This is a genomic window from Streptomyces sp. SP18BB07, from assembly GCF_036322545.1.
Taxonomy (GTDB): Bacteria; Actinomycetota; Actinomycetes; order Streptomycetales; family Streptomycetaceae; genus Streptomyces; species Streptomyces deccanensis.
The window spans coordinates 120,900-147,619 of the sequence record NZ_JAQYWT010000348.1 but is presented as its reverse complement, the minus strand read 5'-3'; the positions used below and the strand labels follow the sequence as shown (position 1 = coordinate 147,619).

Genomic DNA, 26,720 nt, shown 5'->3' with positions numbered 1-26,720 from the left:
GGGCCCCGCCGCGCCCGGCCCCCCCCCACCCGCACCCGCCGACGAAACCGGTGGACCTATGGCGCGTACCCGGCGGCGTCGAAAGCGGAGCGAAAGGCGGAGCCCCGAGGGCGCAGGGGGCGCTCCCCGCCGCAAGGGGCCCCGCCGCCGTGTCGCGGAGGCACCGCTCAGCCGCTCTGGTCGACCCCGGCCGCGGCCCGCAGAGCGATGCGGTGCTCGCCCGCGTACACGTTCATGGAGGCGCCCCGCAGGAACCCCACCAGCGTCAACCCGGTCTCCGCCGCCAGGTCCACCGCGAGGGACGACGGCGCCGACACCGCCGCCAGCACCGGAATCCCCGCCATCACCGCCTTCTGCGCCAGCTCGAACGAGGCCCGCCCCGACACCAGCAGCACGGCCCTCGACAGCGGCAGCGCCCCGCTCTGCAGGGCCCGCCCCACCAGCTTGTCCACCGCGTTGTGCCGCCCGACGTCCTCCCGTACGTCGAGCAGTTCGCCGTCCTCGCTGAACAGGGCCGCCGCGTGCAGCCCCCCGGTCCGGTCGAAGACCCGCTGGGCCGCGCGGAGCCGGTCGGGGAGGCCCGCGAGGAGGTCGGGGTCGAGCCGGACCGGGGGAGCGTCACCGCCGTGCGTGTCGTCGACGGCCCACCGGGCGGTCGTCCGGACGGCGTCCAGCGACGCCTTGCCGCACAGCCCGCAGGACGAGGTCGTGTAGACGTTGCGTTCGAGGGTGATGTCGGGGACGGCCACCCCGGGCGCGGTCCTCACGTCCACCACGTTGTACGTGTTCGAACCGTCCTCCGTCGCGCCCGCGCAGTAGACGATGTTCTGCAGGTCCGACCGCTCGGCGAGCACCCCTTCGCTGACCAGGAACCCCGCCGCGAGGGCGAAGTCGTCGCCCGGGGTGCGCATGGTGATCGCGAGCGGCTTGCCGTTCAGCCGGATCTCCATCGGTTCCTCGGCGACGAGCGTGTCCGGGCGGGTGGAGACCGCGCCGTCCCGGATGCGGATCACCTTGCGTCGTTCCGTGACTCGTCCCATGTCGTGTCTCAGTCCCGGTTCTGTACGTGCTGGTAGCCGAAGCGGCCCTTGATGCAGAGGTTGCCGTGGGTCACCGGGTTGTCGTGCGGCGAGGTGACCTTCACGATCTCATTGTCCTGCACATGGAGTGTGAGGTTGCATCCCACACCGCAGTACGCGCACACCGTGGTCGTCTCCGTCTGCGCCGCCTCGTCCCAGGAGCCGACCGCCCGCATGTCGAACTCCGACTTGAAGGACAGCGCGCCCGTCGGGCACACCTCGATGCAGTTGCCGCAGTACACACAGGCCGAGTCGGTGAGGGGTGCGTCGTGCTCCACGGCGATCCGGGCGTCGAAACCCCGGCCCGCGACGGAGATCGCGAACGTGTTCTGCCACTGCTCCCCACAGGCGTCCACGCACTTGTAACACAGGATGCACTTGTCGTAGTCCCGGACGTAGAGCTCGTTGTCGACCTTCGGCTCCTCGTTCAGCCGGGCCGCGTCCGGGCCGAAGCGGTCCGGTTTCGCCTCGTACTCCTTGAGCCACTCCGCGACCTTCGGGGTCGTCGAGAGATCGACCGACGACGCGAGGAGTTCGAGGACGATCTTGCGGCTGTGCCGGGCGCGCTCGGTGTCCGTGCGTACCTCCATCCCGGGCTCGGCCTTGCGGGAGCAGGCGGGGACGAGGGTCCTGGCGCCCTCGACCTCGACGACACAGACCCGGCAGGCGTTCTTCGGGGTGAGGGTGTCGCCCTCGCACAGGGTGGGCACGTCCTTGCCGGCGGCCCGGCAGGCGTCCAGGATCGTCGAGCCCTCGGGCGCCCGCACCGGCTCCCCGTCGAGGGTGAACTCCAGCAGGCGACGCGGCACTCCCAGCGGGATCACGGTCATTCGTACGCCCCCAGACGGTCGATGGCGGATTCCACGGCGTTCCACGCGGTCTGTCCGAGACCGCAGATGGAGGCGTCCCGCATGGCGCGGCCGACCTCCCTGAGCAGGGCGATGTCCCCGGCCGCGGCCGCCCCGGTCCGCTCGGCGATCCGGTGCAGCGCCTCCTCCTGCCGTACGGTCCCGACGCGGCACGGCACGCACTGCCCGCAGGACTCGTCGCGGAAGAACTCCGCGATCCGCAGCAGCAGCCGGGGCAGCGGGACCGTGTCGTCGAAGGCCATCACCACCCCCGAGCCGAGCGTGGTGCCCGCCTCCCGCGTCCCCTCGAAGGTGAGCGGGAGGTCCAGCTCGTCGGGCCGTACGAAACCGCCGGCCGCGCCGCCGAGGAGGACGGCCCGGAGCCGGTCCCGTACCCCGGCGAGCGTCAGCAGGTCGCCGAGGGTCGCCCCGAAGGGCAGCTCGTAGATGCCGGGCCGGTCGACGCTGCCCGACACGCAGAACAGCTTCGGCCCGGTGGAGCGGGCGGTGCCGATCGCCGCGTACGCCGGGGCGCCCATCATCAGGATCGGCAGGACGTTGACCAGCGTCTCGACGTTGTTCTCCACCGTCGGTTTGCCGAACAGGCCCTTCTCCACGGGGAACGGCGGCTTCGAGCGCGGCTCGCCCCGGTACCCCTCGATGGAGTTGAAGAGCGCCGTCTCCTCGCCGCAGATGTACGCCCCGGCGCCCCGGCGGATCTCGATGTCGAAGGCGTACCCCTGCCCGAGGACGTCGTCGCCGAGCAGCCCCCGGGCCCGGCACTGCGCGAGGGCGTTCTCCAGGCGGGCGAGGGCCCGCGGGTACTCACCGCGCAGATACAGGTAGCCCTGGTGCGCGCCGGTGGCGTACCCGGCGATCGTCATCGCCTCGACCAGGGAGAACGGGTCCCCCTCCATGAGCACCCGGTCCTTGAAGGTGCCCGGCTCGGATTCGTCCGCGTTGCAGACGAGGAAGTGCGGATGGTCGGGCTGCGCCGCCGTGGCCTGCCACTTCCGGCCGGTGGGGAAGGCTGCGCCGCCCCGCCCGACCAGGCCCGAGTCGGTGACCTCGCGGATGACACCGGCGGGGCCGAGCTCGAAGGCCCGGCGCAGGGCCGTGTAGCCGCCGTGGGCCCGGTAGTCGTCGAGCGAGGACGGATCGATGACGCCGACCCGGCCCAGCAGGGTCAGCGAAGGGTCCCCGGCCTGGGGCACCGCCATGGCCGCCGGTGGTTCCTCCTCCGCCGAGTCGGGCGCGCTCGCCGCGAGGACGGCCGCCTCGACGGTCGCGGGCGCCGCCACCGCCGTACGCACCGGGTCCCCTGCCTTGATCGCGAGTGCGGCCGGGGCCCGTTCGCACAGCCCGAGGCACGGGCCGCGCTCCACGCTCACCCCGCTGCCGAGACCGAGGCGGGCCTCGACCCCGGCGCACAGGTCGGCCGCCCCGGCCGCCGCGCACGCCAGGTCCGTGCAGACGTGCAGCACGGTCGCGGGGCGCGGCTTGACCGAGAACATCGCGTAGAAGGTGGCCACGCCGTACGCCTCCGCCGGCGGCACGGTCAGCCGGCGGCAGAGGTAGTCCAGCGCGCCCTCGCTGATCCAGCCGATCCGGTCGTTGATCGCGTGCAGCCCCGGCAACAGCAGATCACGGCGCTCCCGGGCCTCCCGGCCGCCTCGTGCCCACCGCAGGTCGGCGGCTCGCATCTCGTCGCGGGCCGCGCCCTCCCAGGAGGACTCCGGCGGCCCGAGCAGCGCGTCGACCGCCGCCTTCTCCTCGTCCGTCGGTTTGCTGTCACCGAAGTGCAGGTCCACTCTGTGTCACCTCACGATGGTCGCGACGGGCAGCTTCTCGATCCGGATCGCCGACGCCTTGAACTCCGCCGTCCCCGCGATCGGGCAGTTGGCCTCGATCGTCAGCTGGTTGGTGTCCACCTCGTCGGGAAAGTGCATGGTCATGAAGGCGAGGCCCGGCCGCAGCCCGAGGTCGATCCAGACCGGCGCCACCACCGATCCGCGCCGCGAGGAGACCTGGACCTCCTCGCCCACCACGACCCCGTAGCGCTCGGCGTCCTCCGGGCACAGCTCGATGTACTCCCCGCGCCGCAGCGGCGAGGCGTAACCCCCGCTCTGCACACCGGTGTTGTACGAGTCCAGCCGCCGCCCGGTGGTGAGCCGGATCGGGAACCGCTCGTCCGTCAGATCGACCGGCGGATCGTGCCGCACGATCCCGAAGGGCGCGAGTCTGCCGCGCCGCGCCGGGTCCGGATCCCACAACCGGCCGTGCAGGTACGTCGGTTCGAGGCCGTCGGTGTCCGGGCAGGGCCACTGGATGCCCTGGTGCTCCTCCAGCCGCTCGTACGTCATCCCGTAGTGGTCCGGCGACACCGACCGCAGCTCGTTCCAGACGGCCTCGGCGTCGGCGTACTTCCACTCGTGCCCGAGCCGTGCGGCCAGGTCGCAGATGATGTCGATGTCCTCGCGGGCCTCCCCGGGCGGGGTGACCGCCTTGCGCACCCGCTGGACGCGCCGTTCGCTGTTGGTGGTCGTGCCGTCCGTCTCCGCCCACCCGGCGGTCGCCGGCAGCACGACATCGGCCAACTCGGCGGTCCTGGTGAGGAAGATGTCCTGCACGACGAGGAAGTCCAGCTCCTGCATGCGCCGGACGGCCTGCTCGCTGTCGGCCTCGGACTGCGCCGGGTTCTCCCCGATGCAGTACACGGCCTTCAGCGAGCCCTCCTCCATGGCCTCGAACATCTCCGTCAGGTTCAGCCCGTAGTGCGGCTGGATGACGGTGTCCCACGCCGACTCGAACTTCAGCCGGGTGCCGGGGTCGAGGATGTCCTGGAAGCCGGGCAGCCGGTTGGGTATGGCGCCCATGTCGCCGCCGCCCTGCACGTTGTTCTGGCCGCGCAGGGGTTGCAACCCGGAGGCGTAGCGGCCCACGTGCCCGGTCAGCAGCGAGAGGTTGATCAGCGCGCGGACGTTGTCGGTGCCGTTGTGGTGCTCGGTGATGCCGAGCGTCCAGCACAGCTGGGCGCGCTCGGCGCGGGCGTAGGCGTGCGCCAACTCCTTGATGGCGGCGGCCGGTACGCCCGTCACCTTCTCGGCGAGGGAGAGCGTCCAGGGTTCGACGAGCGTCTTGTACTCCTCGAAACCGGTGGTGGCCCGCCGGATGAACGCCTCGTTGGCGAGGCCCGCGTGGATGATCTCGCGGCCGATCGCGTGGGCCATGGGGATGTCGGTGCCGACGTTCAGTCCCAGCCAGCTCTCCGCCCACTCGGCGGTGGAGGTCCGGCGCGGGTCGACCGCGTACATCCGGGCGCCGTTGCGTATCCCCTTCAGCACGTGCTGGAAGAAGATCGGGTGCGCGAAGCGGGCGTTGGACCCCCACATCACGACGACGTCGGTGTGCTCGATCTCCTCGTAGGACGAGGTGCCGCCGCCGGAGCCGAACGCCGCCGACAGGCCGGCCACGCTCGGGGCGTGGCAGGTGCGGTTGCAGGAGTCGACGTTGTTGGTGCCCATGACCACGCGGGCGAACTTCTGCGCCACGTAGTTCATCTCGTTGGTGGCGCGGGCGCAGGAGAACATGCCGAACGCGCCGCGGTTGCGCTCGATGCCACGGGCGGCCCGGTCCAGTGCCTCCTCCCAACTCGCCTGCCGGAAGGGCTCGTCGCGGGAGTCACGGACGAGGGGGTGGGTGAGCCGGGTGTAGGCCTTCGGTTGCCGGTTCTGCCGGTTCTTCACGCGGCGCTCCTCAACGCGAGCAGGTCCGAGATGGCGTGGACGGTGCGGAGTGTGGGCACCTCGACGCCCGTGATGTCCGCCAGTTCGACGACGGCGGCCAGGAGGACGTCGAGTTCCAGCGGTTTGCCGCGCTCCAGGTCCTGGAGCGTGGAGGTGCGGTGGTCGCCGACGCGTTCGGCGCCGGCCATCCGCCGTTCGATGGAGACCCCGACCTCGCAGCCCAGGGCCTCGGCGACGGCCAGTGTCTCGGCCATCATCGTCTCGATGACCTTGCGGGTGCCGCCGTGCAGACACATCTGCCGCATGGTCGCGCGGGCCAGGGCGCTGATCGGGTTGAACGAGATGTTGCCGAGCAGCTTGATCCAGATGTCGCCCCGGATGTCGGGTTCCACCGGACACTTCAGGCCGCCGGCCGTCATCGCCTCGCTGAAGTCGAGGCAGCGCTTGGACACGCTGCGGTCGGGCTCGCCGATGGAGAACCGGGTGCCTTCCAAGTGCCGTACGACGCCCGGCCCTTCGAGCTCGGTGGCCGCGTAGACGACACAGCCGATGGCCCGTTCCGGCGCGAGCACCGCACTGACCGCGCCGCCGGGGTCCACGCTCTCGACGCGGTGGCCGTCGTGTGGGCCGCCGTGCCGGTGGAAGTACCACCAGGGGATGCCGTTCTGGGCGGCAATCACCGCCGTGGTGCTGTGCAGCAGGGGCTCGATCAGCGGCCCGCACGCCGCGTACGAGTTGGCCTTGAGGCCGAGGAACACGAAGTCGACCGGGCCGATCTCGGCCGGGTCGTCGGTGGCGTGGGCGCGGGCGGTGAAGTCCCCGCGCGGGCTGAGCACGCGCACCCCGTCCCGCCTCATGGCCGCGAGATGCGGTCCACGGGCGACGAGATGCGTGTCCGCGCCGGCGCGGTGGAGCGCGGCGCCGACATAGGCGCCGATCGCACCGGCGCCGAGAACTGCGACTTTCATGGTGAGGGAGCTCCGTTCGGTCGAGGGATACCGCGGAGATGGCGCACCGAGCTGCGCTGCCCTGGGCGCTGGGAAAATCTGTCGACGAAATATTGTCTACAGTATGGAAGTTGGGCCGACAAGGGTTCGCGCAACCGTTCGGCGCGCGGTGGATACCGTTCATCGCACACGGTCGACGTGCCGCCTTCTCAACTCCCCCGCCACTCCCTACCGTCCGGGATCATGAGTCCCCCCGTCGCACCCCCGGGCTGGAGCCGTTGGCTCGTTCCCCCGGCCGCACTCTCCGTGCATCTCTCCATCGGACAGGCCTACGCCTGGAGCGTGTTCAAGCCGCCGCTCGAATCCGCCCTCGGCCTCAGCGGCACCCAGAGCGCCCTGCCCTTCCAGCTGGGCATCGTCATGCTGGGCCTGTCCGCCGCGTTCGGCGGCACCCTCGTCGAGCGCAACGGGCCGCGCTGGGCGATGACCGTGGCGCTGATCTGCTTCTCGTCCGGCTTCCTGCTCGCCTCCCTCGGCGCGGCCACCGAGCAGTACTGGCTGATCGTCTTCGGCTACGGCTTCGTCGGCGGCATCGGCCTCGGCATCGGCTACATCTCGCCCGTCTCGACCCTGATCAAGTGGTTCCCGGACCGACCCGGCATGGCCACCGGCATCGCGATCATGGGCTTCGGCGGCGGCGCGCTGATCGCCTCGCCCTGGTCCGCCCAGATGCTGGAGTCCTTCGGCGCCGACTCCTCCGGCATCGCCCTGGCCTTCCTGGTGCACGGGCTGTCGTACGCCGTGTTCATGCTGCTCGGCGTGCTGCTGGTCCGGGTGCCGCGCACGGAGAGGCCGGTCGACAGCGGGCCGAGCGTCCTCGCGGGTCCGCAGGTCTCGGCCCGCAACGCCATCCGCACCCCGCAGTTCTGGTGTCTGTGGGTCATCCTCTGCATGAACGTGTCCGCGGGCATCGGCATCCTGGAGAAGGCCGCCCCGATGATCACGGACTTCTTCGCCGACTCCTCCACCCCGGTCACCGTCACCGCGGCCGCCGGATTCGTCGCGCTGCTCTCCGCGGCCAACATGACCGGCCGTATCGTCTGGTCCTCGACGTCCGACCTCATCGGACGCAAGAACATCTACCGCGTCTACCTCGGCGTCGGCGCGCTGATGTATCTGCTGATCGCGCAGTTCGGCGACGCCTCCAAGCCCCTGTTCGTGGTCTGCGCCCTGGTGATCCTGTCCTTCTACGGCGGTGGCTTCGCCACCATCCCCGCCTATCTGAAGGACCTCTTCGGCACCTACCAGGTCGGCGCCATCCACGGCCGACTGCTCACCGCCTGGTCCACGGCCGGTGTCCTCGGACCGCTGATCGTCAACTGGATCGCCGACCGGCAGGAGGAGGCGGGCAAGTCCGGCTCCGACCTCTACGGCACGTCCTTCTTCATCATGATCGGGCTGCTCGTGATCGGCTTCGTCGCCAACGAACTGGTCCGCCCCGTCCACCCCCGCTTCCACATCCCCGCCCCGAGGGAGGCCGCCGATGTCGTCCAGCGACAGCAGTCCGAACCCGCCTGACCGGCGCCCGCTGATCGCCTTCGCGTGGATCTGGGTGGGCGTACCGCTCGCCTACGGGCTGTACGAACTCGTACGGAAGGCCACGCAGTTGTTCACCGGCTGAGGGCTCCGACCACGTCCGACCACGCTGTGCCGATGCCGGGGCCCCGGCATCGGCACAGTCACGCCGGGGGCTGCTCCTCGGGGGCCGTCGGCTGATGCGCCGTCACGCCGCTGGGGACGGTGACGGCGGCGCTGTCGCGCCGGACGCCCGAGCCTGCCGTGGACCGGCCCGGCCTGGCGCGGTCCAGCCAGAGCAGGAGGAGGCCGAGCGCGCAGGCGAGCGCCGGCCAGTAGACGTAGCGGTAGTTCGTCGCCGGCACGATGGGCAGATAGCCGAGCACGTACGCCACCGAGCTGATGCCCAGCGCCCGGATCGGCAGGGAGAACGTCCCCTTGCCCGGACGGACGGCGAGCACGAGCGCGACAGCGAGCCAGAACCACCCCCGGAAGAGCGGCTTCAGGTCGGTGGCCGTGCCGTTGACGTACGAGGCGAGGATGGCTTCCAGCCGGGGGCGGGTCACGTCAATGCCGAGGTCGTTGCCGAAGACCCCCGGCTGGTAGACGTAGCCCGTCTCGAAGAGCAGGGCGGTGAAGACCCGCAGCCGGTACTGGAGATAGCCGGAGACGTGTCCGCGCATCTCGCGCAGCCACAGGGAGGTGAGTTGGTCCGCGTCCCGGGACAGTCCGTCCGCCGAGCGCTGGTAGCAGGCCCAGTAGGCGTCCGACAGGGCGTCGACGCGGTCGCACTCCTCGGCGGCGGCCACCAGGCGGTCCCGCAGGTCGGGCCGGACGTCGGCCGACCGCAGTTCCTCCACGGTCAGGACGTGGACGAGATCGTCGAGCAGGATCTGCGCGCCCTGATCCGTCTGCGCGGGCCGCGCGAACAGCGAGATCGCGGCGGCGGGCACGACGACCGCCGCCACCAGCGCCGCCGTGCACGCGGCCCACGTGCGGCGCCCGGGGGAGCGCCACAGCGCGAGGACGAGCAGGACGAACATCGGGATCGCGGCGAGGAAGGCGTTCTTGCGCACGAGCACGGCGTAGGAGAGGAAGAGCACGCCCAGCCAGAGCAGACCCCAGCGCATCCTGGTGGAGAAGCCCCGGTCCCGCAGCAACAGCCCCACGAAGGCCACCGCGCAGGCCGCCAGCAGCGCGCACGCCGCGTGGACGTCCTTCCACACCACGCCGACGAACGTCAGCACGGGGGGAGTCATTCCGAGGCCGAGGACGGCGAGCGAACCGGCACGGCTCGCGGTCAGCTCCCAGACGCAGCGGGCGAGCACCCACAGCGCGCCCCACAGGACGACGGACTGGAGGACCGCCATGGCCGCGGGCGTGCCGGTGACGGCGATGAGCGCGCGCCACACCAGGCTCAGCACGGGCGGATGCCAGTCGGTCAGCGGCGTTCTGCCCATGGCCTGCTGGAGCTGGTCGATGCTGTCGGGACTCATGTACCCGGGGTTGAAGACGATGGCCGTGGTCAGGCAGCACACCGCGGCGACAGCGGCCAGCCACCAGTTCCAGTGCTTTTCGCCCCGAATGCGCACCTTTTGTCCCATGCGGCGGATGCTAACAGCGCCGACAGGGCCGTACGGGGCAGGGCGCGACGTGGACCAGGCTGCGACGCGGGTCGGGGTGCGACCGCGGGTCAGGGTGCGACCGCGGGTCAGGGGCGTGGCGCGGGTCAGGCTGCGACGAAGACGTAGCGTCGGTAGGTGAAGAAGCGGAAGAGGGTGGCGAGGACCCAGCCGAGGACGCGGGCGGTGTTGTCGCCGGCCATCGAATCCAGCCCGAGCAGCTGCCGCGAAACGAAGACCGTGCCCGCGGTGATGGCGACACCGACCACGTTCACGAACAGGAACAGGGCCAGTTCCTGTGTCATGTTCTCGCGATGCCGTCGGCGGTAGGTCCAGTAGCGGTTCCCCGCCCAGCTGAAGAGCGCCGCCGCGCCCGTCGCGACGACGGAGGCCCACACGGGGGCGGACCGCATCACCCCGCCCTCCGCGCCGCCGGGAAGGCCGAACACCAGCAGGTTGTAGCCGCCGTTGTCCACCACGAAGGCCAGCGCCCCGACGACCCCGAACGTGGCGGCCTCGCGCCAGACGCCCAGGACGGCGTCGCGCACCCGCAGCGCCATGGATACGAGGACCAGCACACGGCGAGAGTAACGACCCGGCGCGCCCCGACCACCCGGACGCGCCCATAACGCATTATTTCCTATCGTCATCCGAAATTCTGTCGTCATCCGACGCCGGGTCAGGTAGGGAGTGGCCGTGCAACCGACGATCGCGTGTGTCGTGCCGTGTCACAACGAGGAGGCCACCGTCGGCAAGGTCGTGCGCGACCTGAGGATGGCGCTCCCCGAGGCCGACATCTACGTGTATGACAACGCCTCGACCGACCGCACGGTGGAGGTCGCCCGTGACGCGGGCGCGATCGTCCGGGAGGAACCGCGCAAGGGCAAGGGCAACGTCATCCGGCGTGCTTTCGCCGATGTCGACGCCGACGCCCTGCTCCTCATCGACGGTGACGACACCTATGACGCCTCCCGGGCCCGGGACCTGGTCAACCTGCTCTTCGAGGGGCCCTACGACCAGGTGGTCGGCGCCCGCCGCGAGACGGTCAGCGCCGCCTACCGGATGGGGCACGCGACCGGCAACCGGCTGCTCACGGGCGCGGTGCGGTTCCTGTTCGGCAACGACGTGACCGACATGCTGAGCGGCTACCGCGTCTTCTCGCGCCGCTTCGTCAAGTCCTTCCCGGCGCTCGCCCGCCAGTTCGAGACCGAGACCGAGATGACGGTCCACGCGCTCCACCTCCGGCTTCCCACGGCCGAGGTGGAGGTGGACTACCGGGTCAGACCCGCCGGGAGCGAGAGCAAACTGCACACCTTCCGGGACGGCTGGCGCATCCTGCGGGTCATCCTCGACCTCGCCCGGCGCGAGCGGCCCTCGCTCGTCCACGCCGTGGTCGCGGGGCTCCTCGCCCTTGTCTCGGTCGTCCTCGGCATCCCCGTCATCGCCGACTTCATCCGCACGGGCACCGTGCCGCGCATCCCCACGGCGATCCTCGCCGCCGCGATCATGACGATCGCCGTGCTCGTGCTGCTCGTCGGGTACATCCTCGAGTCCCTCATGCACATGCGTCAGGAACACTCCCGGCTCGTGCACCTCGCCTACGCGGCACCGGGCCGCCCACCGCGCCACATCGGGCCCCGCCCCGGCACCGGCCCCGTGCCCGCCAGGAACACCCCGGGGCGTCGCTGACGGACCGGGGCGCGCGGCGCCGCAGCTGGACCCACGGATCACGCGGCCCGAACCGTCAGCGGCGTCCGCCGAACTCCCAGGCGTGGACCTCGATGTCGGCGTACCGGTCGGCGGTCAGTACGGTGCGTGCCGTCGCCGGGTCCGGGGCGCGGAGCAGTACCGCCGTTCCCAGCCATGTGGCGCCGTCGTCGGACAGCAGCGGACCGTACGCGATCAGGTCGTCCCGGTCGGACGGGCGGTCGGACGGCACGTCGGCGTCGGCGGCCCGACCCGAACCCAGACCGAGCACCAGGTAGCGGTTGCCGCCGCTCGCGCCGCCGGGGAACTCCCACATGGTCCGCCCCAGCAGGTTGCGCCACCGGCGCACCAGCACGTCCCGAAACGCGCCGGCCTGGTAGTTGGGTTCGTCGAAGGCGAACGCGCGGGCGGCGGCGGCATCGGGCAGGTCGACGATGTGGACGCTGCCGGTGGGTGTCTCGCCGTCAGCGGCGAAGGTCGGACCGCGAGCGATCAGCTCCTTCTCGTACCCGTCCATGTAGGACCAGTGCGCTTCCGTCAACTCCTCGCGCAGGGGGAGGGATCCGAGCCGATCGCGGTGGTAGCAGAAGTACTCCATGGCCCGACCCTCCCCGACATCCGTGCGGCAGTGCAACGGAGTTCAAGAACGTGGGCGCGGCGGCCTTCGGCGCGGCGCCCGCGGACGACCCCGCACCCAGGCCATTGGACGGGGACGGGCGCCGACACACACCAGCGCGCCCTCCACACCGCGAGAGAGCTTGCTCACCCGGGTGCGGAGGGCGCCGGTGCTGTCCGTTGGGTCCTGAGACGTCACCTGGGGACTTCGTCGGGGTTGCAGTCGCGGATGACCCGGCCGTCGTTGTCCTTCGCCTCGTCGTTCCCCCAGCGCTGGAGGTAGTACGCCGACACATAGGCACGGCCCTTCCCACCGGGCGCCACCTCGTCGAGATCGGTCAGCAGCCAGTAGTGGTTGTACGAGGTGCCCACCTGTACCTTGTCCCCCCACTTCTTGCACAGGACGTAGTTGGTGCCCTTGTACAGCTTGCCCTGGGGTGCGCACTCGGGCCTGCTGTCGCCGACGCAGTCGACGGCGGCGTAACCGGTCGCGTCGGCGAAGGTGTCCACCCAGTACCGCGCGGGGTCACCGCCCCCGCCGCCGCAGGCGTTGGTGCTGGTCACCTGGGGGAAGTTGCTGTCCGGTGAGAGCCGGTACTCGGTGCCCTGGATCACCGGGTGGACTATCTCGTCGTTCTCGCCGTTGTTGTCGCCGTTGGTGTCGTAGAGCTGCTCGTAGTGCAGGTGGGCCGAGGTGGTACCGACCAGGCCCAGCCGCCCCAGCGTGGCCCCGGAGGCGACCTGCTGCCCGACGCGTACGTCTCTGCGGTCCATGTGCAGATAGACCGTGAACCAGCCGTTGCCGTGGTTGATCTCCAGGCCGCCCGGCTCGAAGAACTCGGTGACCGTGCCGGCCGCGGACGCGGCCACCAGGGAGCCGAGGGTGTTCCCGCCGACCCGGTACATGTCGAGCTTCTTGTCCTCGGGCGCATGGCCCCGGTACGTCTGCAGCTGCCACGTCTGCCCACAGGCGAAGGGCAGTCTGAAGTCGGGTCTGGCGGCCGGCGCGGCCGGCGCGGCGGATGTGGCCGGCGCCGTGGCCACCAGAGTCGCCAAGAGCGCCACGAGCACGGCCAGAACCCCGGCCCCCCAGCCCGGCCCTCTCCCTCGTCGGAACCGCATGTAGCCCCACCCCTCCCCGTCACCGATCTCCGTGGCCGTCGCGTCGCCACGGTGCCCGATGCGGCGGGGAAACGTACTCCCGCACGTTCCGGATGCCCTGTCCCGCCGTCCCACGGCTAGCTTGCGCACCGTCGGTTCACAGCCGCATCGGTCGCGGCTACGGAGGAGATCACATGAGGTTGAGAAGGATCAGCAAGCGGGCGGCCGCGATGGTCGCGACGATGGTCGCCGCAGTGGCCCTGCCGCTGGCGGCGCAGGCGCCGGCACAGGCAGCGTCGAACGGTACGACCGGAACGGCCGCCTGGACACCGCAGATCTCCCCGCTGTTGCCGGGCGAGTTCGTATGGCGGGACATACCGGCCGACCAGCGGGACGATCGGCTGCGGATATGCTCCGCGGCATCGGGAATCGCCTGCGTGTCGATCGGCCAGGGCGACGGCAAGCTCAGCATCTTCCACCTGTACAAGTGCGATACGCGGTCGCTCTCGAACTTCATCGACGCGCTCGCTGTTCGCAACAACCAGACCGGCGGAGCGCACGTCCGTTTCTGGGGTCCCAGGTACTCGTCCTCCACCCCTCCGGACGGCGTCATCTACAACTTCCCGGACTACGCGACGTACGACTTCCACAGCCTCGATCTCTGCTAGGGGGTGAGCGCGGTCACGGAACAGACTCGCCACGGGGCCGGAACGCGTCGCGGGTCTGACAGAAGCCCACAACTCGGCCCGCGCTTTACTGTCGCCTCACCCGTCCTCGTACCCGTGGGTCACTGATCAGACTGGTGGATCCCGCTGACCACAGGCAACGAGGGGAACCACCCATGAACGGCTCGCGGATCGCCGCCGTCGGCCATTACCAGCCCACCAAGGTCCTCACCAACGAGGACCTGGCGGGTCTGGTCGACACCAGTGACGAGTGGATCACGAGCAGAGTGGGCATCCGCACCCGGCACATCGCGGGACCCGACGAGCCGGTGGACGAGCTGGCCGGGCACGCCGCCGCCAAGGCGCTCGCCGCCGCCGGACTCGGTCCGGAGGCCATCGACCTGGTCGTGGTCGCCACCTCCACCGCCGTCGACCGATCCCCGAACATGGCGGCCCGCGTCGCGAACCGGCTCTCCATCCCGAACCCGGCCGCCATGGACGTCAACGTCGTCTGCGCCGGATTCACCCACGCCCTCGCCACCGCCGACCACGCCGTGCGGGCGGGCGCCGCCACCCGGGCGCTCGTCATCGGCGCCGACAAGATGTCCGAGGTCGCCGACTGGACCGACCGTACGACCTGTGTTCTCGTCGGGGACGGAGCGGGCGCCGCCGTCGTCGAGGCGGCCGAGGAGCCCGGCATCGGGCCGGTGCTGTGGGGATCGGTGCCCGAGATGGGCAACGCCGTACGGATCGAGGGCACCCCCGCGCGCTTCGCACAGGAGGGGCAGAGCGTCTACCGCTGGGCCACCACCAAGCTGCCGCCCCTCGCCCGCGCCGCCTGCGAGAAGGCCGGACTCACCCCCGCCGACCTCGCCGCGGTCGTCCTCCACCAGGCCAATCTGCGCATCATCGAGCCCCTCGCCGAGAAGATCGGCGCGGTGAACGCCGTCGTCGCCCGGGACGTCGTCGACTCCGGCAACACCTCGGCCGCCAGCATCCCCCTCGCCTTCTCCAAGCTCGTCGAACGCGGCGAGATCACCTCCGGCGATCCCGTGCTGCTGTTCGGTTTCGGCGGCAACCTGTCCTACGCGGGACAGGTGGTCCGCTGCCCCTGAGCAGGATGTTCGGGGCGCGGTGCGGCGGTGTGACGAGTCCGACCCTCCATCGGGCTGGAAATTGTGGGCCGTAGACTGTAGACGAAAGCCAATCCATACTGGCCTTTGATTTGCCTCAGGCCGACTTTCCGTTTGCAGTGCCCGGTGGCGCTCTGGAGGGGATCGCGATGTTGTCGGCAGGACTGCCGCAAGGAGCCGTGCCCAAGCTCGAACGCCCCGGTCCACTGCGCGACCGTGTCTACGAGGCCCTGCTCGAACTCATCACCACGCGCGCGCTGCGCCCCGGCCAGCACCTGGTCGAGAGCGAACTCGCCGGGCACCTCGGGGTGTCCCGGCAGCCCGTCCGCGAGGCCCTGCAGCGTCTCAACACCGAGGGGTGGGTCGATCTCCGGCCCGCCCAGGGCGCGTTCGTGCACGAGCCTACGGAGGCGGAGGCCGACCAACTCCTCACGGTCCGCACCCTGTTGGAGGCCGAAGCCGCCCGGCTCGCCGCGGCGAACGCCGGTACGGCGGGGATCACGGCCCTGGAGGAGCTCTGCGCGGAGGGCGAGCGAGCCGTCGAGGCCGACGACGTCGACGCGACCGTCGCCCTCAACGCCCGCTTCCACGCCAAGGTCATGGAGCTGGCCGGCAACACGGTCCTCGCCGAACTCGCCGCCCAGGTCGACCGCCGCGTCCGCTGGTACTACACCCCCGTCGCCCGCCGGCGCGGCCACCAGTCCTGGATCGAACACCGGGATCTGATCGCCGCCATCTCCGCCCGCGACGAGTCCCGAGCGACCGAGGTCATGCGCGCCCACACGGAGCACACGCGCAAGACGTACCACGAGCGGGAGAAGTAGCCGAGACCCACGCAAGGGCGGGCACCCGCCTGCGTCGCCCGCCCGCCCGCACCCCCGGCCGCGGACCCCGCCACAACCCGCCCGTGTCGGCCGCCCGCCCGTGTCGGTCGTCCGTCTGCGTCGCCTGCGCGCCCGCATCGGTCGCCGGTCTGCGTCGCCCACGTGCCTGCGTCGGCCGCCCGCCTGCGCCAGCAGTCGCCCGCCCGGCTGCCTCGCCCTCGCGTCTGCATCGCCCTCGCGTCTGCATCGGTCGCCATGTCTGCGTCGCCCGCGCGTCTGTCGTCGGCCGCCCGCCCATACCCGCCGCGCGCCTGCGTCCCCCGCCCGCTAGGTCGCCTGCCCGCCTACGCCGCCCGCCGTCTGCGTCGCCCGCCCGTCTGCGTCAGTCGCCCCTGACGGGTCGTCGCAGGTGGGTGGGCATCGCTGAAGTCGTGGACGTTCGGCTGCCGTTGCTCGGCCCGGACCGTTGCCGCCGGTTGGGATGGTCGTCGGTCCGCCCCGCGGGGGCGGGTCGCTGTGCGGTTCTTTGTCCTGTGAGTGGAGAAAGTTGGTGGCAATCTGTGCGCTACTTCTTCCCAGCCCCGGCAGCCGCTGCTACGTTCCCCTGCGAAAGGTCGGTCGCGACGGTGTGGCCGGAACCCGACTGACGTAGCGTCCGGTTGAGGCGGGGAGGGGCTTGTGAGACGTATGACGGCTCGACCCGCGAACGCGCATCAGGCCCGACTGCTGCGGCTGTTGCGGGACGGCGGGCCCAACTCAAGGGCCCAGCTGGGCGATCGGGTGGACCTGTCGCGGTCGAAGCTGGCCGTGGAGGTGGATCGGCTCCTGGAGACGGGACTGGTCGTGGCCGACGGGCTCGCCGCCTCCCGCGGTGGCCGCCGGTCGCACAACATCCGCCTCGCTCCCCAACTGCGCTTCCTCGGCGTCGACATCGGCGCCACGTCCATCGATGTGGCCGTCACCAACGCCGAGTTGGAGATCCTCGGGCACATCAACCAGCCGATGGACGTGCGGGAGGGCCCGGTCGCCGTCTTCGAGCAGGTGCTGTCCATGGCGGCCAAACTGAAGGCCTCCGGGCTCGCGGAAGGGTTCGACGGCGCCGGCATCGGCGTCCCCGGACCGGTCCGCTTCCCGGAGGGCGTCCCGGTCGCCCCGCCGATCATGCCGGGCTGGGACGGGTTCCCGGTCCGCGAGGCGCTCAGTCAGGAACTCGGCTGCCCCGTCATGGTCGACAACGACGTGAACCTGATGGCGATGGGGGAGCAGCACGCGGGCGTGGCCCGTTCCGTGGGCGACTTCCTCTGCGTCAAGATCGGCACCGGCATCGGCTGTGGCATCGTCGTCGGTGGCGAGGTCCACCGCGGTACGACGGGCAGCGCCGGCGACATCGGGCACATCCTCGCCGTACCGGACGGCCGCCCCTGCGCCTGCGGCAACCGGGGCTGTCTGGAGGCCCACTTCAGCGGCGCCGCGCTCGCCCGCGACGCCAAGGAAGCGGCCCAGCAGGGACTTTCGGTGGAACTCGCCTCGCGTCTGGACGCCAACGGCACCCTGACCGCCGTCGACGTGGCCGCCGCGGCCGCCGCCGGCGACGCCACCGCGCTCGACCTGATACGCGAGGGCGGCAACCGCACCGGCCAGGTCATCGCCGGACTCGTCAGCTTCTTCAACCCCGGCCTGGTGGTGATCGGCGGCGGGGTGACCGGCCTCGGCCACACCCTGCTCGCCGCCATCCGCACCCAGGTCTACCGTCAGTCACTGCCCCTCGCGACGAACAATCTGCCCATCGTGCTGGGGGAGTTGGGGCCCACCGCCGGAGTCATCGGCGCGGCCCGTCTCATCAGCGACCACCTGTTCTCACCCGCGTGAGCCCTCTTCCGTTCGCACGCGCCTAGGCTCTCTCCGCCCGGGCCCCACCAGCACAGCGCTCTGCTCCGCCCTGCCCGAAACGCTTGCCCAGCAGACGGATTCGCCCTGAAACCGGCCCGCACGCCCGCCAAGGGGAACTCATGGCACCAGAACCACCGCTGCTCACCATGTCCGGCATCACCAAGTCGTTCCCCGGAGTCCGGGCCCTCGACGGCGTCGACCTCGACGTCCAGGCCGGCGAGGTCCACTGTCTGCTCGGCCAGAACGGCGCCGGGAAGTCCACCCTGATCAAGGTCCTGGCCGGCGCCCACCAGCCCGACGACGGCACCATCACCTGGCGGGGCGAACCCGTCACCCTGAAATCCCCGATCGCCGCCATGCGGCTCGGTATCGCCACCATCTACCAGGAACTCGACCTGGTGGAGGGCTTGTCGGTGGCCGAGAACGTCCACCTCGGACACGAGCCGACGGCCGCCGGTTTCGTCGTACGGGGGAAGGCGGCGCGCGCGTCGACTGCCGCGCTGCTCAAGCGACTTGGGCACCCGGAGGTCGATCCGGCGCGGCTCGTGGGGGAGTTGTCGGCCGCTCAGCAGCAGATCGTCTCCATGGCGCGGGCGCTCTCCCACGACGTACGGCTGATCGTGATGGACGAACCGTCCGCCGCGCTCGACCCGGACGAGGTCGACAACCTGTTCAGGATCGTCGGCGACCTGACCGCGGACGGCGTGGCCGTCGTCTACATCTCGCACCGCCTGGAGGAGATCCGCCGGATCGGCGACCGGGTGACCGTACTGAAGGACGGGCGGGCCGTGGCGGGCGGGCTGCCCGCGAAGTCCACACCGACGCGCGAGGTCGTGGCACTGATGACCGGGCGCAACGTCGAGTACGTCTTCCCCGATCGGCCGCCCACGCCCCCGACCTCGGTCGCGCCCGTCCTGGAGGTGCGGGGACTGGCGCGCGCCGGGGAGTTCGAGCCGCTCGACCTGGACGTGCGGCCCGGCGAGATCGTGGGGCTCGCCGGACTCGTCGGCTCGGGACGCTCGGAGATCCTGGAGACGATCTACGGCGCCCGCAAGCCCACGGCCGGTCAAGTCAGCGTCGACGGCAGGCAGTTGCGGCTCGGCAGTGTGCGGGCCGCCGTACGGGCCGGGCTCGGCCTCGCCCCCGAGGAGCGCAAGGCGCAGGCGCTGCTGATGCTGGAGTCCGTCACCAGAAACGTTTCCGTGTCGTCGATGTCCCGCTTCGCGCGCGTCGGCTGGATCGACCGGGCGGCGGAACTGAAAGGGGCGCGCGCGGCGACCCGCGAGCTGTCCCTGCGCCCAGACAACCCGGCCGTACCCGTCCGCACCCTCTCCGGAGGCAACCAGCAGAAGGCGGTCCTCGCCCGCTGGCTGCTGCGCGGCTGCCGGGTCCTGCTGCTCGACGAGCCGACCCGGGGCGTCGACGTCGGAGCCCGCGCCGAGCTGTACGCCGTGGTCCGCCGGCTCGCCGACGAGGGACTCGCCGTTCTGCTGGTCTCCAGCGAGGTGCCCGAAGTCCTCGGCCTCGCCGACCGGGTGCTCGTCCTGCGCGACGGCCGGGTCGTGCACACCGCGCCCGCCCGTGAACTCGACGAACACCGTGTCCTCGACCTCGTGATGGAAGGAAGCCCGGTGGCCAGTGTGGGAAGTCCGGTGGCCGGGGCGGGAATCCCCGCGACCGGCGAAGGGAGCCAGGCGTCATGACCCAGCCCGTGTCCCCGCCCAGGGACAGCATCGACAAGGCCCCCGCGGCGAGCGGGCCCCCGGCCTGGCGGACCATGCTGTTCCGGGCCGACGTCCGTACGCTCTCCCTCCTCGGCGTGCTCGCCGCGCTGATCCTCATCGGCGGTGTCACCAGGCCCGACGAGTTCCTCGACACCCGCAACCTCCAACTCGTCCTCACCCAGGCCTCGGTCATCGGCGTCGTCACCGTCGGCATGACCTTCGTCATCACCTCCGGCGGCATCGACCTGTCCGTGGGCGCGATCGTCGCCCTGGCCTCGGTCTGGGCGACGACCGTGGCCACACAGGAGTACGGCTTCGCCGGCATCCTCTTCACGGCGGTGATCGTCGGAGTCGGCTGCGGCCTGGTGAACGGGCTGCTCATCGCGTACGGCGGGATGGTCCCCTTCATCGCCACCCTCGCCATGCTCGCCTCGGCCCGCGGTCTCGCGCTGCAGATCACCGACGGCAGCACCCAGGTCGTCACCGTCGACGCCATCCTCGACCTCGGCGAGCGCGACGCCTATGTCCTCGGTATTCCGCCGCTCGTGCTGGTCTTCGCACTCGTGACGATCATCGGCTGGCTCGTGCTGAACCGCACGACCTTCGGCCGGCGCACGGTCGCCGTCGGCGGCAACGCGGAGGCGGCCCGGCTCGCGGGCATCGACGTCCGCCGCCAGCGCCTCTATCTGTACCTGCTCTCCGGTCTGTGCTGCGGCATCGCCGCCTTCCTGCTCATCGTGCTGTCCGGCTCGGGCCAGAACACCAACGGCAACCTCTACGAACTCGACGCCATCGCCGCCGCGATCATCGGCGGCACCCTGCTCAGCGGCGGCCGGGGCACCATCACCGGCTCCGTCCTCGGCGTCCTGATCTTCACCACGATCACCAACATCTTCGCGCTCAACAACCTGCAGACCGACGTCCAGCAGATCGCCAAGGGCGCGATCATCGTCGCCGCGGTCCTGGTCCAGCGACGCACGGCCACCACGACCTGACCCACCGAAGAGCCGACACGCGAAAGGTCCACCGCCATGCCAGAGTTCACCAGCCGCAGAGGACTGCTCTTCGGGACCGCCGCCGTCTCGGCCGGCGCCCTCCTCGTGGGTTGCACCAGCAACGAGACCAAGGACGACCCGGCCGCCGCCGATCAGCCGGCCGCCGACGACAAGCCCGGCAAGGCGGTCACCATCGGATTCGCCGGACCGCAGGCCGACCACGGCTGGCTCAACGCGATCAACCAGAACGCCAAGAGCCGCGCCGAGCGGTACGAGGACGTCACCCTGGAGATCACCGAGGGCTCGAACGACACCGCCCAGCAGATCGGGCAGATCGAGACCCTCATCAACAAGAAGGTCGACGTCCTGGTCGTGCTGCCCGCCGACGGCAAGGCGCTCACCCAGGTCGGCCTCAAGGCGATGCGGGCCGGCATCCCCGTCGTCAACCTCGACCGGATCTTCAACTCCCCCCAGGCGTACCGCTGCTGGATCGGCGGCGACAACTACGGCATGGGCCTCAACGCCGGGCACTACATCGGCGAGCAGCTCAAGGACAAGGGCGACGCCCGGGTCATCGAGCTCGCCGGGCTGGACAACCTGGAGCTGACCAAGCAGCGCACCAAGGGCTTCGACGACGCCCTGAAGAACTACCCGAACATCAAGAAGGTGGCCCGGCAGGCCGCCGAGTTCACCGTCGAGTCCGGGCAGGCCAAGATGGCCCAACTCCTCCAGGCCCAGTCGAACTTCGACGCGCTGTGGAACCACGACGACGACCAGGGCGTCGGTGCCCTGCGCGCCATCGAGCAGGCCGGCCGCGACGACTTCCTGATGGTCGGCGGCGCGGGCGCGCTCTCCGCGTTCCAGGCGATCAAGAAGGACGACGGGGTGCTGAAGGCGACCGTCCTCTACCCGCCGACCATGGCCGCCTCCGCGATCGACCTCGCCCGCGCCCTCGGGCAGGGCAAGGGGGTGAGCGGCCTCGCCGAGTTCGAGATCCCGTCCTCGCTGACGCTGTACTCGGCCGTCGTCGACAAGGACAACGTCGACCAGTACATGGCCACCGGCTTCAAGTGACGGGCCCCGCCCGGCGGACCCGACGCCACCGGGACCGGCCGGGCTCCGGGACCGGGGTGAGTCAGGACACGGCGCCGGACCGCCGGGTCGGGCCCCACCCCCCACCGCGCCACCACGAGGAGGACACACGCATGGGACAGCCGCAGCAGCCCGACCAGGCCGAGGCGGAGGAGTCAGGAGCGCCGGGGCCCGACGCGGGGGCCGGGACCGCTCCCGGTGCCGCGGCCCCACCCACCGGTACGCCGACCGGCGACGGTCCGCGCGCCGGGACCTGGCCCGCCGGGCTCGCCGGCGGGGCGGACCGGCCGCAGCTGCGGGTCGGGATGGTCGGCTACGCCTTCATGGGGGCCGCGCACTCCCAGGGGTGGCGCACGGCGGGGAGGGTCTTCGACCTGCCGCTCACCCCCGTGCTCGCCGCCGTGTGCGGGCGCGACGGCGAGGCGGTCCGCGCCATGGCGGACCGGCACGGGTGGGCCGGGACGGAGACCGACTGGCGGCAGCTGATCGCCCGCGACGACATCGACCTCGTGGACATCTGCACCCCGGGCGACAGTCATGCCGAGATCGCCCTCGCCGCACTGGCCGCCGGCAAGCACGTGCTGTGCGAGAAGCCGCTCGCCAACACGGTCGCCGAGGCGGAGCAGATGACGGCGGCGGCCGAAGAGGCCTACGCCAACGGCAGGTTGGCGATGGTCGGCTTCAACTACCGCCGGGTGCCCGCCACCGCGCTCGCCCGCCGCATGGTCGCCGAGGGGCGACTGGGAGCCCTGCGGCACGTACGGGTGACGTACCTTCAGGACTGGCTCGTGGACCCGGAGTTCCCGCTGACCTGGCGGCTGCGCAAGGAGTCCGCCGGCTCCGGGGCCCTCGGCGACCTCGGCGCCCACATCGTCGACCTCGCGCAGTACCTGGCGGGGGAGCCGGTGGTCGGGGTGTCCGCGCTGATGGAGACCTTCGTGCGCGAACGGCCCCTGCCGGCCGGGGTGTCCAGCGGTCTCGCCTCCTCCGGCGGAACCGCCGGCCGGGGCGCGGTCACCGTCGACGACACGGCCCTGTTCACCGGCCGCTTCGCCTCCGGAGCCGTCGCCTCCTTCGAGGCCACCCGCTTCGCCACCGGCCGCAAGAACGCCCTGCGCATCGAGCTCAACGGCGAGCGCGGCTCGTTGGCCTTCGACCTGGAACGGCTCAACGAACTCGCCTACCACGACCACACCGAGCCCGCCGCCCACGCCGGCTTCCGCCGCATCCTCGTCACCGAGCCCGACCACCCCTACCTGGACGCCTGGTGGCCGCCGGGGCACGGCCTCGGATACGAGCACACCTTCGTCCATCAGGCCCGCGACCTGGTCCATGCCGTGGCGGAAGGCCGGCACCCCGAGCCGTCGTTCGCCGACGGGCTCCAGGTGCAGCGGGTGCTCGCGGCGGTGGAGGAGAGCGCCGAGAAGAACTCCGTCTACACCCCGACCCACACCCCCACAGCGGTCTGAGGAGGCCCCGCACATGCCGCGCGACTTCACGCTCTTCACCGGCCAGTGGGCCGACCTCCCCCTCGAAGAGGTCTGCCGTCTCGCCCGCGACTTCGGCTACGACGGCCTCGAACTCGCCTGCTGGGGCGACCACTTCGAGGTCGACAAGGCCCTCGCCGACCCGTCGTACCTCGCCTCCCGCCACCAACTCCTGGAGAAGTACGGCCTGAAGTGCTGGGCCGTCTCCAACCACCTGGTGGGACAGGCGGTGTGCGACGCCATCATCGACGAACGCCACCGGGCCATCCTGCCCGCCCGCATCTGGGGCGACGGCGAGCCCGAGGGCGTACGGCAGCGGGCCGCCGCCGAGATGGCCGACACCGCACGGGCCGCCGCCGCCTTCGGCGTGGACACCGTCATCGGCTTCACCGGCTCCGCCATCTGGCATCTGGTCGCGATGTTCCCGCCCGCCCCCGAGTCGATGATCGAGCGCGGCTACGACGACTTCGCGACCCGCTGGAACCCGATCCTCGACGTCTTCGACGCCCAGGGCGTGCGGTTCGCGCACGAGGTCCACCCGAGCGAGATCGCCTACGACTACTGGACGACCCAGCGCGCCCTGGAGGCGGTCGACCACCGACCGGCGTTCGGGCTGAACTTCGACCCCTCGCACTTCGTGTGGCAGGACCTCGACCCGGTCGGCTTCCTGTGGGACTTCCGTGACCGGATCTACCACGTCGACTGCAAGGAGGCCCGCAAGCGCCTCGACGGACGCAACGGCCGCCTCGGCTCGCACCTGCCGTGGGGCGACCCGCGCCGAGGCTGGGACTTCGTGTCGGCCGGCCACGGCGACGTGCCCTGGGAGGACGTCTTCCGGATGCTCCGCTCGATCGACTACCAGGGCCCGATCTCCGTCGAGTGGGAGGACGCCGGCATGGACCGGCTCCAGGGCGCCCCCGAGGCGCTCGCCCACCTCAAGGCCTTCGACTTCGAACCGCCGACGGCGTCGTTCGACGCGGCCTTCGGCGGCAACGAGTAACGGTTCCTGCCACAACGGCTCCCTGTCTTCCGGGGTGACGGCGCACCCCGGCGTACCGCACACACCCGTACACCTCCGTACGACCAGCCCCTTACTGGAGGCATTTCGTGCACCCGTACGACGACACCAGACACACCACCAGCACCACCAGCACCACCAGCACCACCAGCACCACCAGCACCACCAGCACCACCAGTCTCTTCAGACGCCGTGGACTGCGCGGGCCGATCGCCCTGCTGAGCGGTCTGCTGCTCGCGGGCGCCTCGCTCTCCCTCACCGCGCCGGCGGCGGGGGCGGCCGACACCGGACCGAGGGCCGCCGCCGAACCAAAGGCCGCCGCCGAGGACTTCCAGCAGGTCACCCTCGCCAAGGGCGAGCCGGAGGTCGGCGAGCCCATGTCGCTCGCCGTGCTCCCGGACCGCTCGGTCCTGCACACCTCGCGCGACGGCGAACTGCGCCTCACCGACGCGGCGGGCAACACCAGGCTCGCGGGCAAACTGGACGTGTACTCCCACGACGAGGAGGGCCTCCAGGGCATAGGCGTCGACCCGGGCTTCGCCGACAACCGCTTCATCTACCTGTACTACGCGCCCCCGCTGAACACCCCGGCCGGCGACGCCCCCGAGACCGGTACGGCCGCCGACTTCGCGCCCTTCGACGGCGTCAACCGGCTGAGCCGCTTCGTCCTGAAGGCGGACGGCACCCTGGACAACGCCAGCGAGAAGAAGATCCTCGACGTCCCCGCTTCGCGCGGCATCTGCTGCCACGTCGGCGGCGACATCGACTTCGACGCGGCGGGCAACCTGTATCTGTCGACGGGCGACGACAGCAACCCGTTCCAGTCGGACGGCTTCACCCCCATCGACGAACGCTCCAACCGCAACCCGGCCTTCGACGCCCAGCGCACCTCCGGCAACACCAACGACCTGCGCGGCAAGATCCTGCGCATCAAGGTCGGCGCCGACGGCTCGTACACCGTCCCCGACGGCAACCTCTTCGCGCCCGGCACGGACAAGACCCGCCCCGAGATCTACGCTATGGGCTTCCGCAACCCGTTCCGGTTCAGCGTCGACAAGAAGACCGGCATCCTCTACGTCGGCGAGTACGGCCCCGACGCCGGCGCCGCCAACGCCTCGCGCGGCCCGGCCGGGCAGGTCGAGTTCGCCCGGGTGACCAAGCCGGGCAACTTCGGCTGGCCGTACTGCACCGGCAAGAACGACGCCTACGTCGACTACGACTTCGCCACCGGCACCTCGGGCGCGGCGTTCGACTGCGCGGCCCCGAAGAACACCTCGCCGAACAACACCGGCCTGACCGACCTGCCGCCCGCCGAGCCCGCCTGGATCCCCTACAACGGCAACTCCGTCCCGGAGTTCGGCGACGGCTCCGAGTCCCCGATGGGCGGGCCGGTCTACGACTACGACGCCGCGCTCGACTCCCCGGTGAAGTTCCCCGAGGCGTACGACGGCGACTTCTTCGCCGGTGAGTTCGGCCGCCGCTGGATCAAGCGGATCTCCAGCGACGCCGACGGCACCGTCCAGTCGATCGCCGACGTCCCGTGGACCGGCACCCAGATCATGGACATGGCCTTCGGCCCGGACGGCGCGCTGTACGTCCTCGACTACGGCATCTCCTGGTTCGGCGGCGACGAACACTCCGCCCTGTACCGCATCGAGAACGCCACCGACGGTCACTCCCCGGTCGCCCAGGCCGCCGCCGACCGCACCTCCGGCCAGGCGAAACTGCGGGTCCGCTTCTCCTCGGCGGGCACCAGCGACCAGGACGGCGACGCCCTCACCTACAGCTGGGACTTCGGCGACGGCGGTACCTCCACGGCCGCGAACCCGACGCACACCTACAAGAAGAACGGCACCTACACGGCGACCGTGACCGCGAAGGACCCCTCGGGCCGCACCGGCAGCGCCAGCGTGCAGATCGTCGTGGGCAACACCGCACCCAAGGTCGAGCTGCAACTCCCGGCGGACGGGCAGCTGTTCGCCTTCGGTGACGCCGTACCGTTCAAGGTGAAGGTCAGCGACCCCGAGGACGGCCGCCCGATCGACTGCGCCAAGGTCAAGGTCACCTTCATCCTCGGCCACGACAGCCACGGCCACCCGGTGACCTCCGCCAACGGCTGCACCGGCACCATCCAGACCAGCGCCGACGGCGGCCACGACGAGAACGCCAACATCTTCGGGGTCTTCGACGCCGAGTACACCGACGGCGGAGGCGGCGGCCAGGCCCCGCTGACCACCCACGACCAGAACGTCGTCCAGCCCACCCACCGCCAGGCCGAGCACTACGGCGACTCCTCCGGCATCGCGGTCCAGTCCAAGGCGACGGCCCACGGCGGCAAGACGGTCGGGGACATCGACAACGGCGACTGGATCTCCTTCGAGCCGTACGTCCTCTCCAACGCCACGAAGATCACCGCGCGTATCTCCTCCGGGGGCGCCGGCGGCAAGCTGGAGGTCCGGGCGGGCTCCCCGACCGGCCGTCTCCTCGGCAGCGCGACCGTGCCGGCGACCGGCGGCTGGGAGAACTTCCAGGACGTCACCGCGAACCTCTCCCGTGCCCCGCGCGGCACCACCACCCTGTACCTGGTGTTCAAGGGGACCGGCTCCGGCGGCCTGTTCGACGTGGACGACTTCACCTTCACGAAGCGGTGAG

General features: G+C 71.1%; 22 protein-coding genes. 13 read left to right on the top strand and 9 right to left on the bottom strand.

Going from position 1 to position 26,720, the window contains the following annotated elements; all coding sequences use genetic code 11:
- Positions 1-167: 167 nt before the first annotated feature.
- From fdhD to PUR53_RS34220, 5 genes are read right to left on the bottom strand one after another with little or no spacing between them, the layout of a single operon-like run.
- Complete coding sequence (gene fdhD, locus PUR53_RS34240; protein ID WP_329896986.1) at positions 168-1,040, bottom strand: formate dehydrogenase accessory sulfurtransferase FdhD; 873 nt, start codon at positions 1,038-1,040, stop codon at positions 168-170.
- A gap of 8 nt (positions 1,041-1,048) precedes the next feature.
- Positions 1,049-1,909 carry a 2Fe-2S iron-sulfur cluster-binding protein gene (locus PUR53_RS34235; RefSeq protein ID WP_329896985.1) on the bottom strand — a complete coding sequence of 287 codons (861 nt, stop codon included), beginning with the start codon at positions 1,907-1,909 and terminating at the stop codon, positions 1,049-1,051.
- Positions 1,906-3,738: an NAD(P)H-dependent oxidoreductase subunit E gene (locus PUR53_RS34230; RefSeq protein ID WP_329910822.1), complete on the bottom strand. Its 1,833-nt coding sequence runs from the start codon at positions 3,736-3,738 to the stop codon at positions 1,906-1,908. Before PUR53_RS34230 ends, PUR53_RS34235 begins: the two co-directional genes overlap by 4 nt.
- Positions 3,739-3,744: 6 nt before the next feature.
- Positions 3,745-5,673: a molybdopterin oxidoreductase family protein gene (locus PUR53_RS34225; protein ID WP_329910821.1), complete on the bottom strand. Its 1,929-nt coding sequence runs from the start codon at positions 5,671-5,673 to the stop codon at positions 3,745-3,747.
- Positions 5,670-6,641 (bottom strand): 2-dehydropantoate 2-reductase, encoded by a 972-nt coding sequence (locus tag PUR53_RS34220; protein WP_329910820.1) that lies wholly within the window; start codon positions 6,639-6,641, stop codon positions 5,670-5,672. The genes PUR53_RS34225 and PUR53_RS34220 overlap by 4 nt, the downstream gene beginning before the upstream one ends.
- Positions 6,642-6,863: 222 nt before the next feature.
- Between PUR53_RS34220 and PUR53_RS34215 the strand changes: the two genes are divergently transcribed.
- Together PUR53_RS34215 and PUR53_RS34210 are read left to right on the top strand one after the other, a co-directional pair.
- Positions 6,864-8,198, top strand: a complete 1,335-nt coding sequence (locus PUR53_RS34215) for an OFA family MFS transporter (RefSeq protein WP_329896981.1) — start codon at positions 6,864-6,866, stop codon at positions 8,196-8,198.
- Positions 8,164-8,301 carry an MFS transporter small subunit gene (locus tag PUR53_RS34210; RefSeq protein ID WP_239758599.1) on the top strand — a complete coding sequence of 46 codons (138 nt, stop codon included), beginning with the start codon at positions 8,164-8,166 and terminating at the stop codon, positions 8,299-8,301. The genes PUR53_RS34215 and PUR53_RS34210 overlap by 35 nt, the downstream gene beginning before the upstream one ends.
- Before the next feature lie 58 nt (positions 8,302-8,359).
- On the opposite strand, the gene PUR53_RS34205 is transcribed toward PUR53_RS34210, so the two are convergent.
- Entirely contained in the window at positions 8,360-9,799 is a 1,440-nt protein-coding gene (locus PUR53_RS34205; RefSeq protein ID WP_329910819.1) for a hypothetical protein, read from the bottom strand.
- A gap of 125 nt (positions 9,800-9,924) precedes the next feature.
- On the bottom strand, positions 9,925-10,395 hold the full coding sequence (locus PUR53_RS34200) for a GtrA family protein (protein WP_329910818.1): 471 nt from the start codon (positions 10,393-10,395) through the stop codon (positions 9,925-9,927).
- A gap of 112 nt (positions 10,396-10,507) precedes the next feature.
- Between PUR53_RS34200 and PUR53_RS34195 the strand changes: the two genes are divergently transcribed.
- Entirely contained in the window at positions 10,508-11,506 is a 999-nt protein-coding gene (locus PUR53_RS34195) for a glycosyltransferase family 2 protein (RefSeq protein ID WP_329896978.1), read from the top strand.
- 55 nt (positions 11,507-11,561) lie between these two features.
- On the opposite strand, the gene PUR53_RS34190 is transcribed toward PUR53_RS34195, so the two are convergent.
- Complete coding sequence (locus PUR53_RS34190) at positions 11,562-12,122, bottom strand: YciI family protein (RefSeq protein WP_329910817.1); 561 nt, start codon at positions 12,120-12,122, stop codon at positions 11,562-11,564.
- 212 nt (positions 12,123-12,334) lie between these two features.
- Positions 12,335-13,261 (bottom strand): M23 family metallopeptidase, encoded by a 927-nt coding sequence (locus PUR53_RS34185; RefSeq protein ID WP_329896976.1) that lies wholly within the window; start codon positions 13,259-13,261, stop codon positions 12,335-12,337.
- Between the two features lie 173 nt (positions 13,262-13,434).
- Here PUR53_RS34185 and PUR53_RS34180 point away from each other — a divergent pair, with 173 nt between their 5' ends.
- From PUR53_RS34180 to PUR53_RS34135, 10 genes are all read left to right on the top strand, one after another.
- Entirely contained in the window at positions 13,435-13,908 is a 474-nt protein-coding gene (locus PUR53_RS34180; protein ID WP_329896975.1) for a hypothetical protein, read from the top strand.
- A 173-nt stretch (positions 13,909-14,081) separates the two neighbouring features.
- Positions 14,082-15,020 carry a beta-ketoacyl-ACP synthase III gene (locus PUR53_RS34175; protein WP_329910816.1) on the top strand — a complete coding sequence of 313 codons (939 nt, stop codon included), beginning with the start codon at positions 14,082-14,084 and terminating at the stop codon, positions 15,018-15,020.
- 167 nt (positions 15,021-15,187) lie between these two features.
- Complete coding sequence (locus PUR53_RS34170; RefSeq protein ID WP_329896973.1) at positions 15,188-15,862, top strand: GntR family transcriptional regulator; 675 nt, start codon at positions 15,188-15,190, stop codon at positions 15,860-15,862.
- 687 nt (positions 15,863-16,549) lie between these two features.
- Positions 16,550-17,731: an ROK family transcriptional regulator gene (locus tag PUR53_RS34165; protein ID WP_329896972.1), complete on the top strand. Its 1,182-nt coding sequence runs from the start codon at positions 16,550-16,552 to the stop codon at positions 17,729-17,731.
- Between the two features lie 140 nt (positions 17,732-17,871).
- Positions 17,872-19,455 (top strand): sugar ABC transporter ATP-binding protein, encoded by a 1,584-nt coding sequence (locus PUR53_RS34160; protein ID WP_329910815.1) that lies wholly within the window; start codon positions 17,872-17,874, stop codon positions 19,453-19,455.
- Entirely contained in the window at positions 19,452-20,471 is a 1,020-nt protein-coding gene (locus tag PUR53_RS34155; RefSeq protein WP_329896970.1) for an ABC transporter permease, read from the top strand. The genes PUR53_RS34160 and PUR53_RS34155 overlap by 4 nt, the downstream gene beginning before the upstream one ends.
- A gap of 36 nt (positions 20,472-20,507) precedes the next feature.
- The gene (locus PUR53_RS34150; protein ID WP_329896969.1) at positions 20,508-21,545 is read left to right on the top strand and encodes a substrate-binding domain-containing protein; all 1,038 of its coding nucleotides are present in this window, start codon (positions 20,508-20,510) and stop codon (positions 21,543-21,545) included.
- 131 nt (positions 21,546-21,676) lie between these two features.
- A complete protein-coding gene (locus tag PUR53_RS34145; protein WP_329910814.1) occupies positions 21,677-23,032 on the top strand; it encodes a Gfo/Idh/MocA family protein in 1,356 nt (451 codons plus the stop codon).
- A gap of 13 nt (positions 23,033-23,045) precedes the next feature.
- On the top strand, positions 23,046-24,050 hold the full coding sequence (locus PUR53_RS34140) for a sugar phosphate isomerase/epimerase family protein (protein ID WP_329910813.1): 1,005 nt from the start codon (positions 23,046-23,048) through the stop codon (positions 24,048-24,050).
- Between the two features lie 107 nt (positions 24,051-24,157).
- A complete protein-coding gene (locus PUR53_RS34135; protein ID WP_443080393.1) occupies positions 24,158-26,719 on the top strand; it encodes a PQQ-dependent sugar dehydrogenase in 2,562 nt (853 codons plus the stop codon).
- Position 26,720: the final 1 nt, after the last annotated feature.

Excerpts from the sequence above, each read along its gene's own strand:
- PUR53_RS34210 (WP_239758599.1), top strand. The coding sequence starts at position 8,164 with ATGTCGTCCAGCGACAGCAGTCCGAACCCGCCTGACCGGCGCCCGCTG.
- PUR53_RS34205 (WP_329910819.1), bottom strand. The coding sequence starts at position 9,799 with ATGGGACAAAAGGTGCGCATTCGGGGCGAAAAGCACTGGAACTGGTGG.
- PUR53_RS34140 (WP_329910813.1), top strand. The coding sequence starts at position 23,046 with ATGCCGCGCGACTTCACGCTCTTCACCGGCCAGTGGGCCGACCTCCCC.
- PUR53_RS34185 (WP_329896976.1), bottom strand. The coding sequence starts at position 13,261 with ATGCGGTTCCGACGAGGGAGAGGGCCGGGCTGGGGGGCCGGGGTTCTG.
- PUR53_RS34220 (WP_329910820.1), bottom strand. The coding sequence starts at position 6,641 with ATGAAAGTCGCAGTTCTCGGCGCCGGTGCGATCGGCGCCTATGTCGGC.
- PUR53_RS34155 (WP_329896970.1), top strand. The coding sequence starts at position 19,452 with ATGACCCAGCCCGTGTCCCCGCCCAGGGACAGCATCGACAAGGCCCCC.
- PUR53_RS34170 (WP_329896973.1), top strand. The coding sequence starts at position 15,188 with ATGTTGTCGGCAGGACTGCCGCAAGGAGCCGTGCCCAAGCTCGAACGC.
- PUR53_RS34160 (WP_329910815.1), top strand. The coding sequence starts at position 17,872 with ATGGCACCAGAACCACCGCTGCTCACCATGTCCGGCATCACCAAGTCG.
- PUR53_RS34165 (WP_329896972.1), top strand. The coding sequence starts at position 16,550 with ATGACGGCTCGACCCGCGAACGCGCATCAGGCCCGACTGCTGCGGCTG.
- PUR53_RS34175 (WP_329910816.1), top strand. The coding sequence starts at position 14,082 with ATGAACGGCTCGCGGATCGCCGCCGTCGGCCATTACCAGCCCACCAAG.
- fdhD (WP_329896986.1), bottom strand. The coding sequence starts at position 1,040 with ATGGGACGAGTCACGGAACGACGCAAGGTGATCCGCATCCGGGACGGC.
- PUR53_RS34150 (WP_329896969.1), top strand. The coding sequence starts at position 20,508 with ATGCCAGAGTTCACCAGCCGCAGAGGACTGCTCTTCGGGACCGCCGCC.
- PUR53_RS34145 (WP_329910814.1), top strand. The coding sequence starts at position 21,677 with ATGGGACAGCCGCAGCAGCCCGACCAGGCCGAGGCGGAGGAGTCAGGA.
- PUR53_RS34215 (WP_329896981.1), top strand. The coding sequence starts at position 6,864 with ATGAGTCCCCCCGTCGCACCCCCGGGCTGGAGCCGTTGGCTCGTTCCC.
- PUR53_RS34180 (WP_329896975.1), top strand. The coding sequence starts at position 13,435 with ATGAGGTTGAGAAGGATCAGCAAGCGGGCGGCCGCGATGGTCGCGACG.
- PUR53_RS34235 (WP_329896985.1), bottom strand. The coding sequence starts at position 1,909 with ATGACCGTGATCCCGCTGGGAGTGCCGCGTCGCCTGCTGGAGTTCACC.
- PUR53_RS34190 (WP_329910817.1), bottom strand. The coding sequence starts at position 12,122 with ATGGAGTACTTCTGCTACCACCGCGATCGGCTCGGATCCCTCCCCCTG.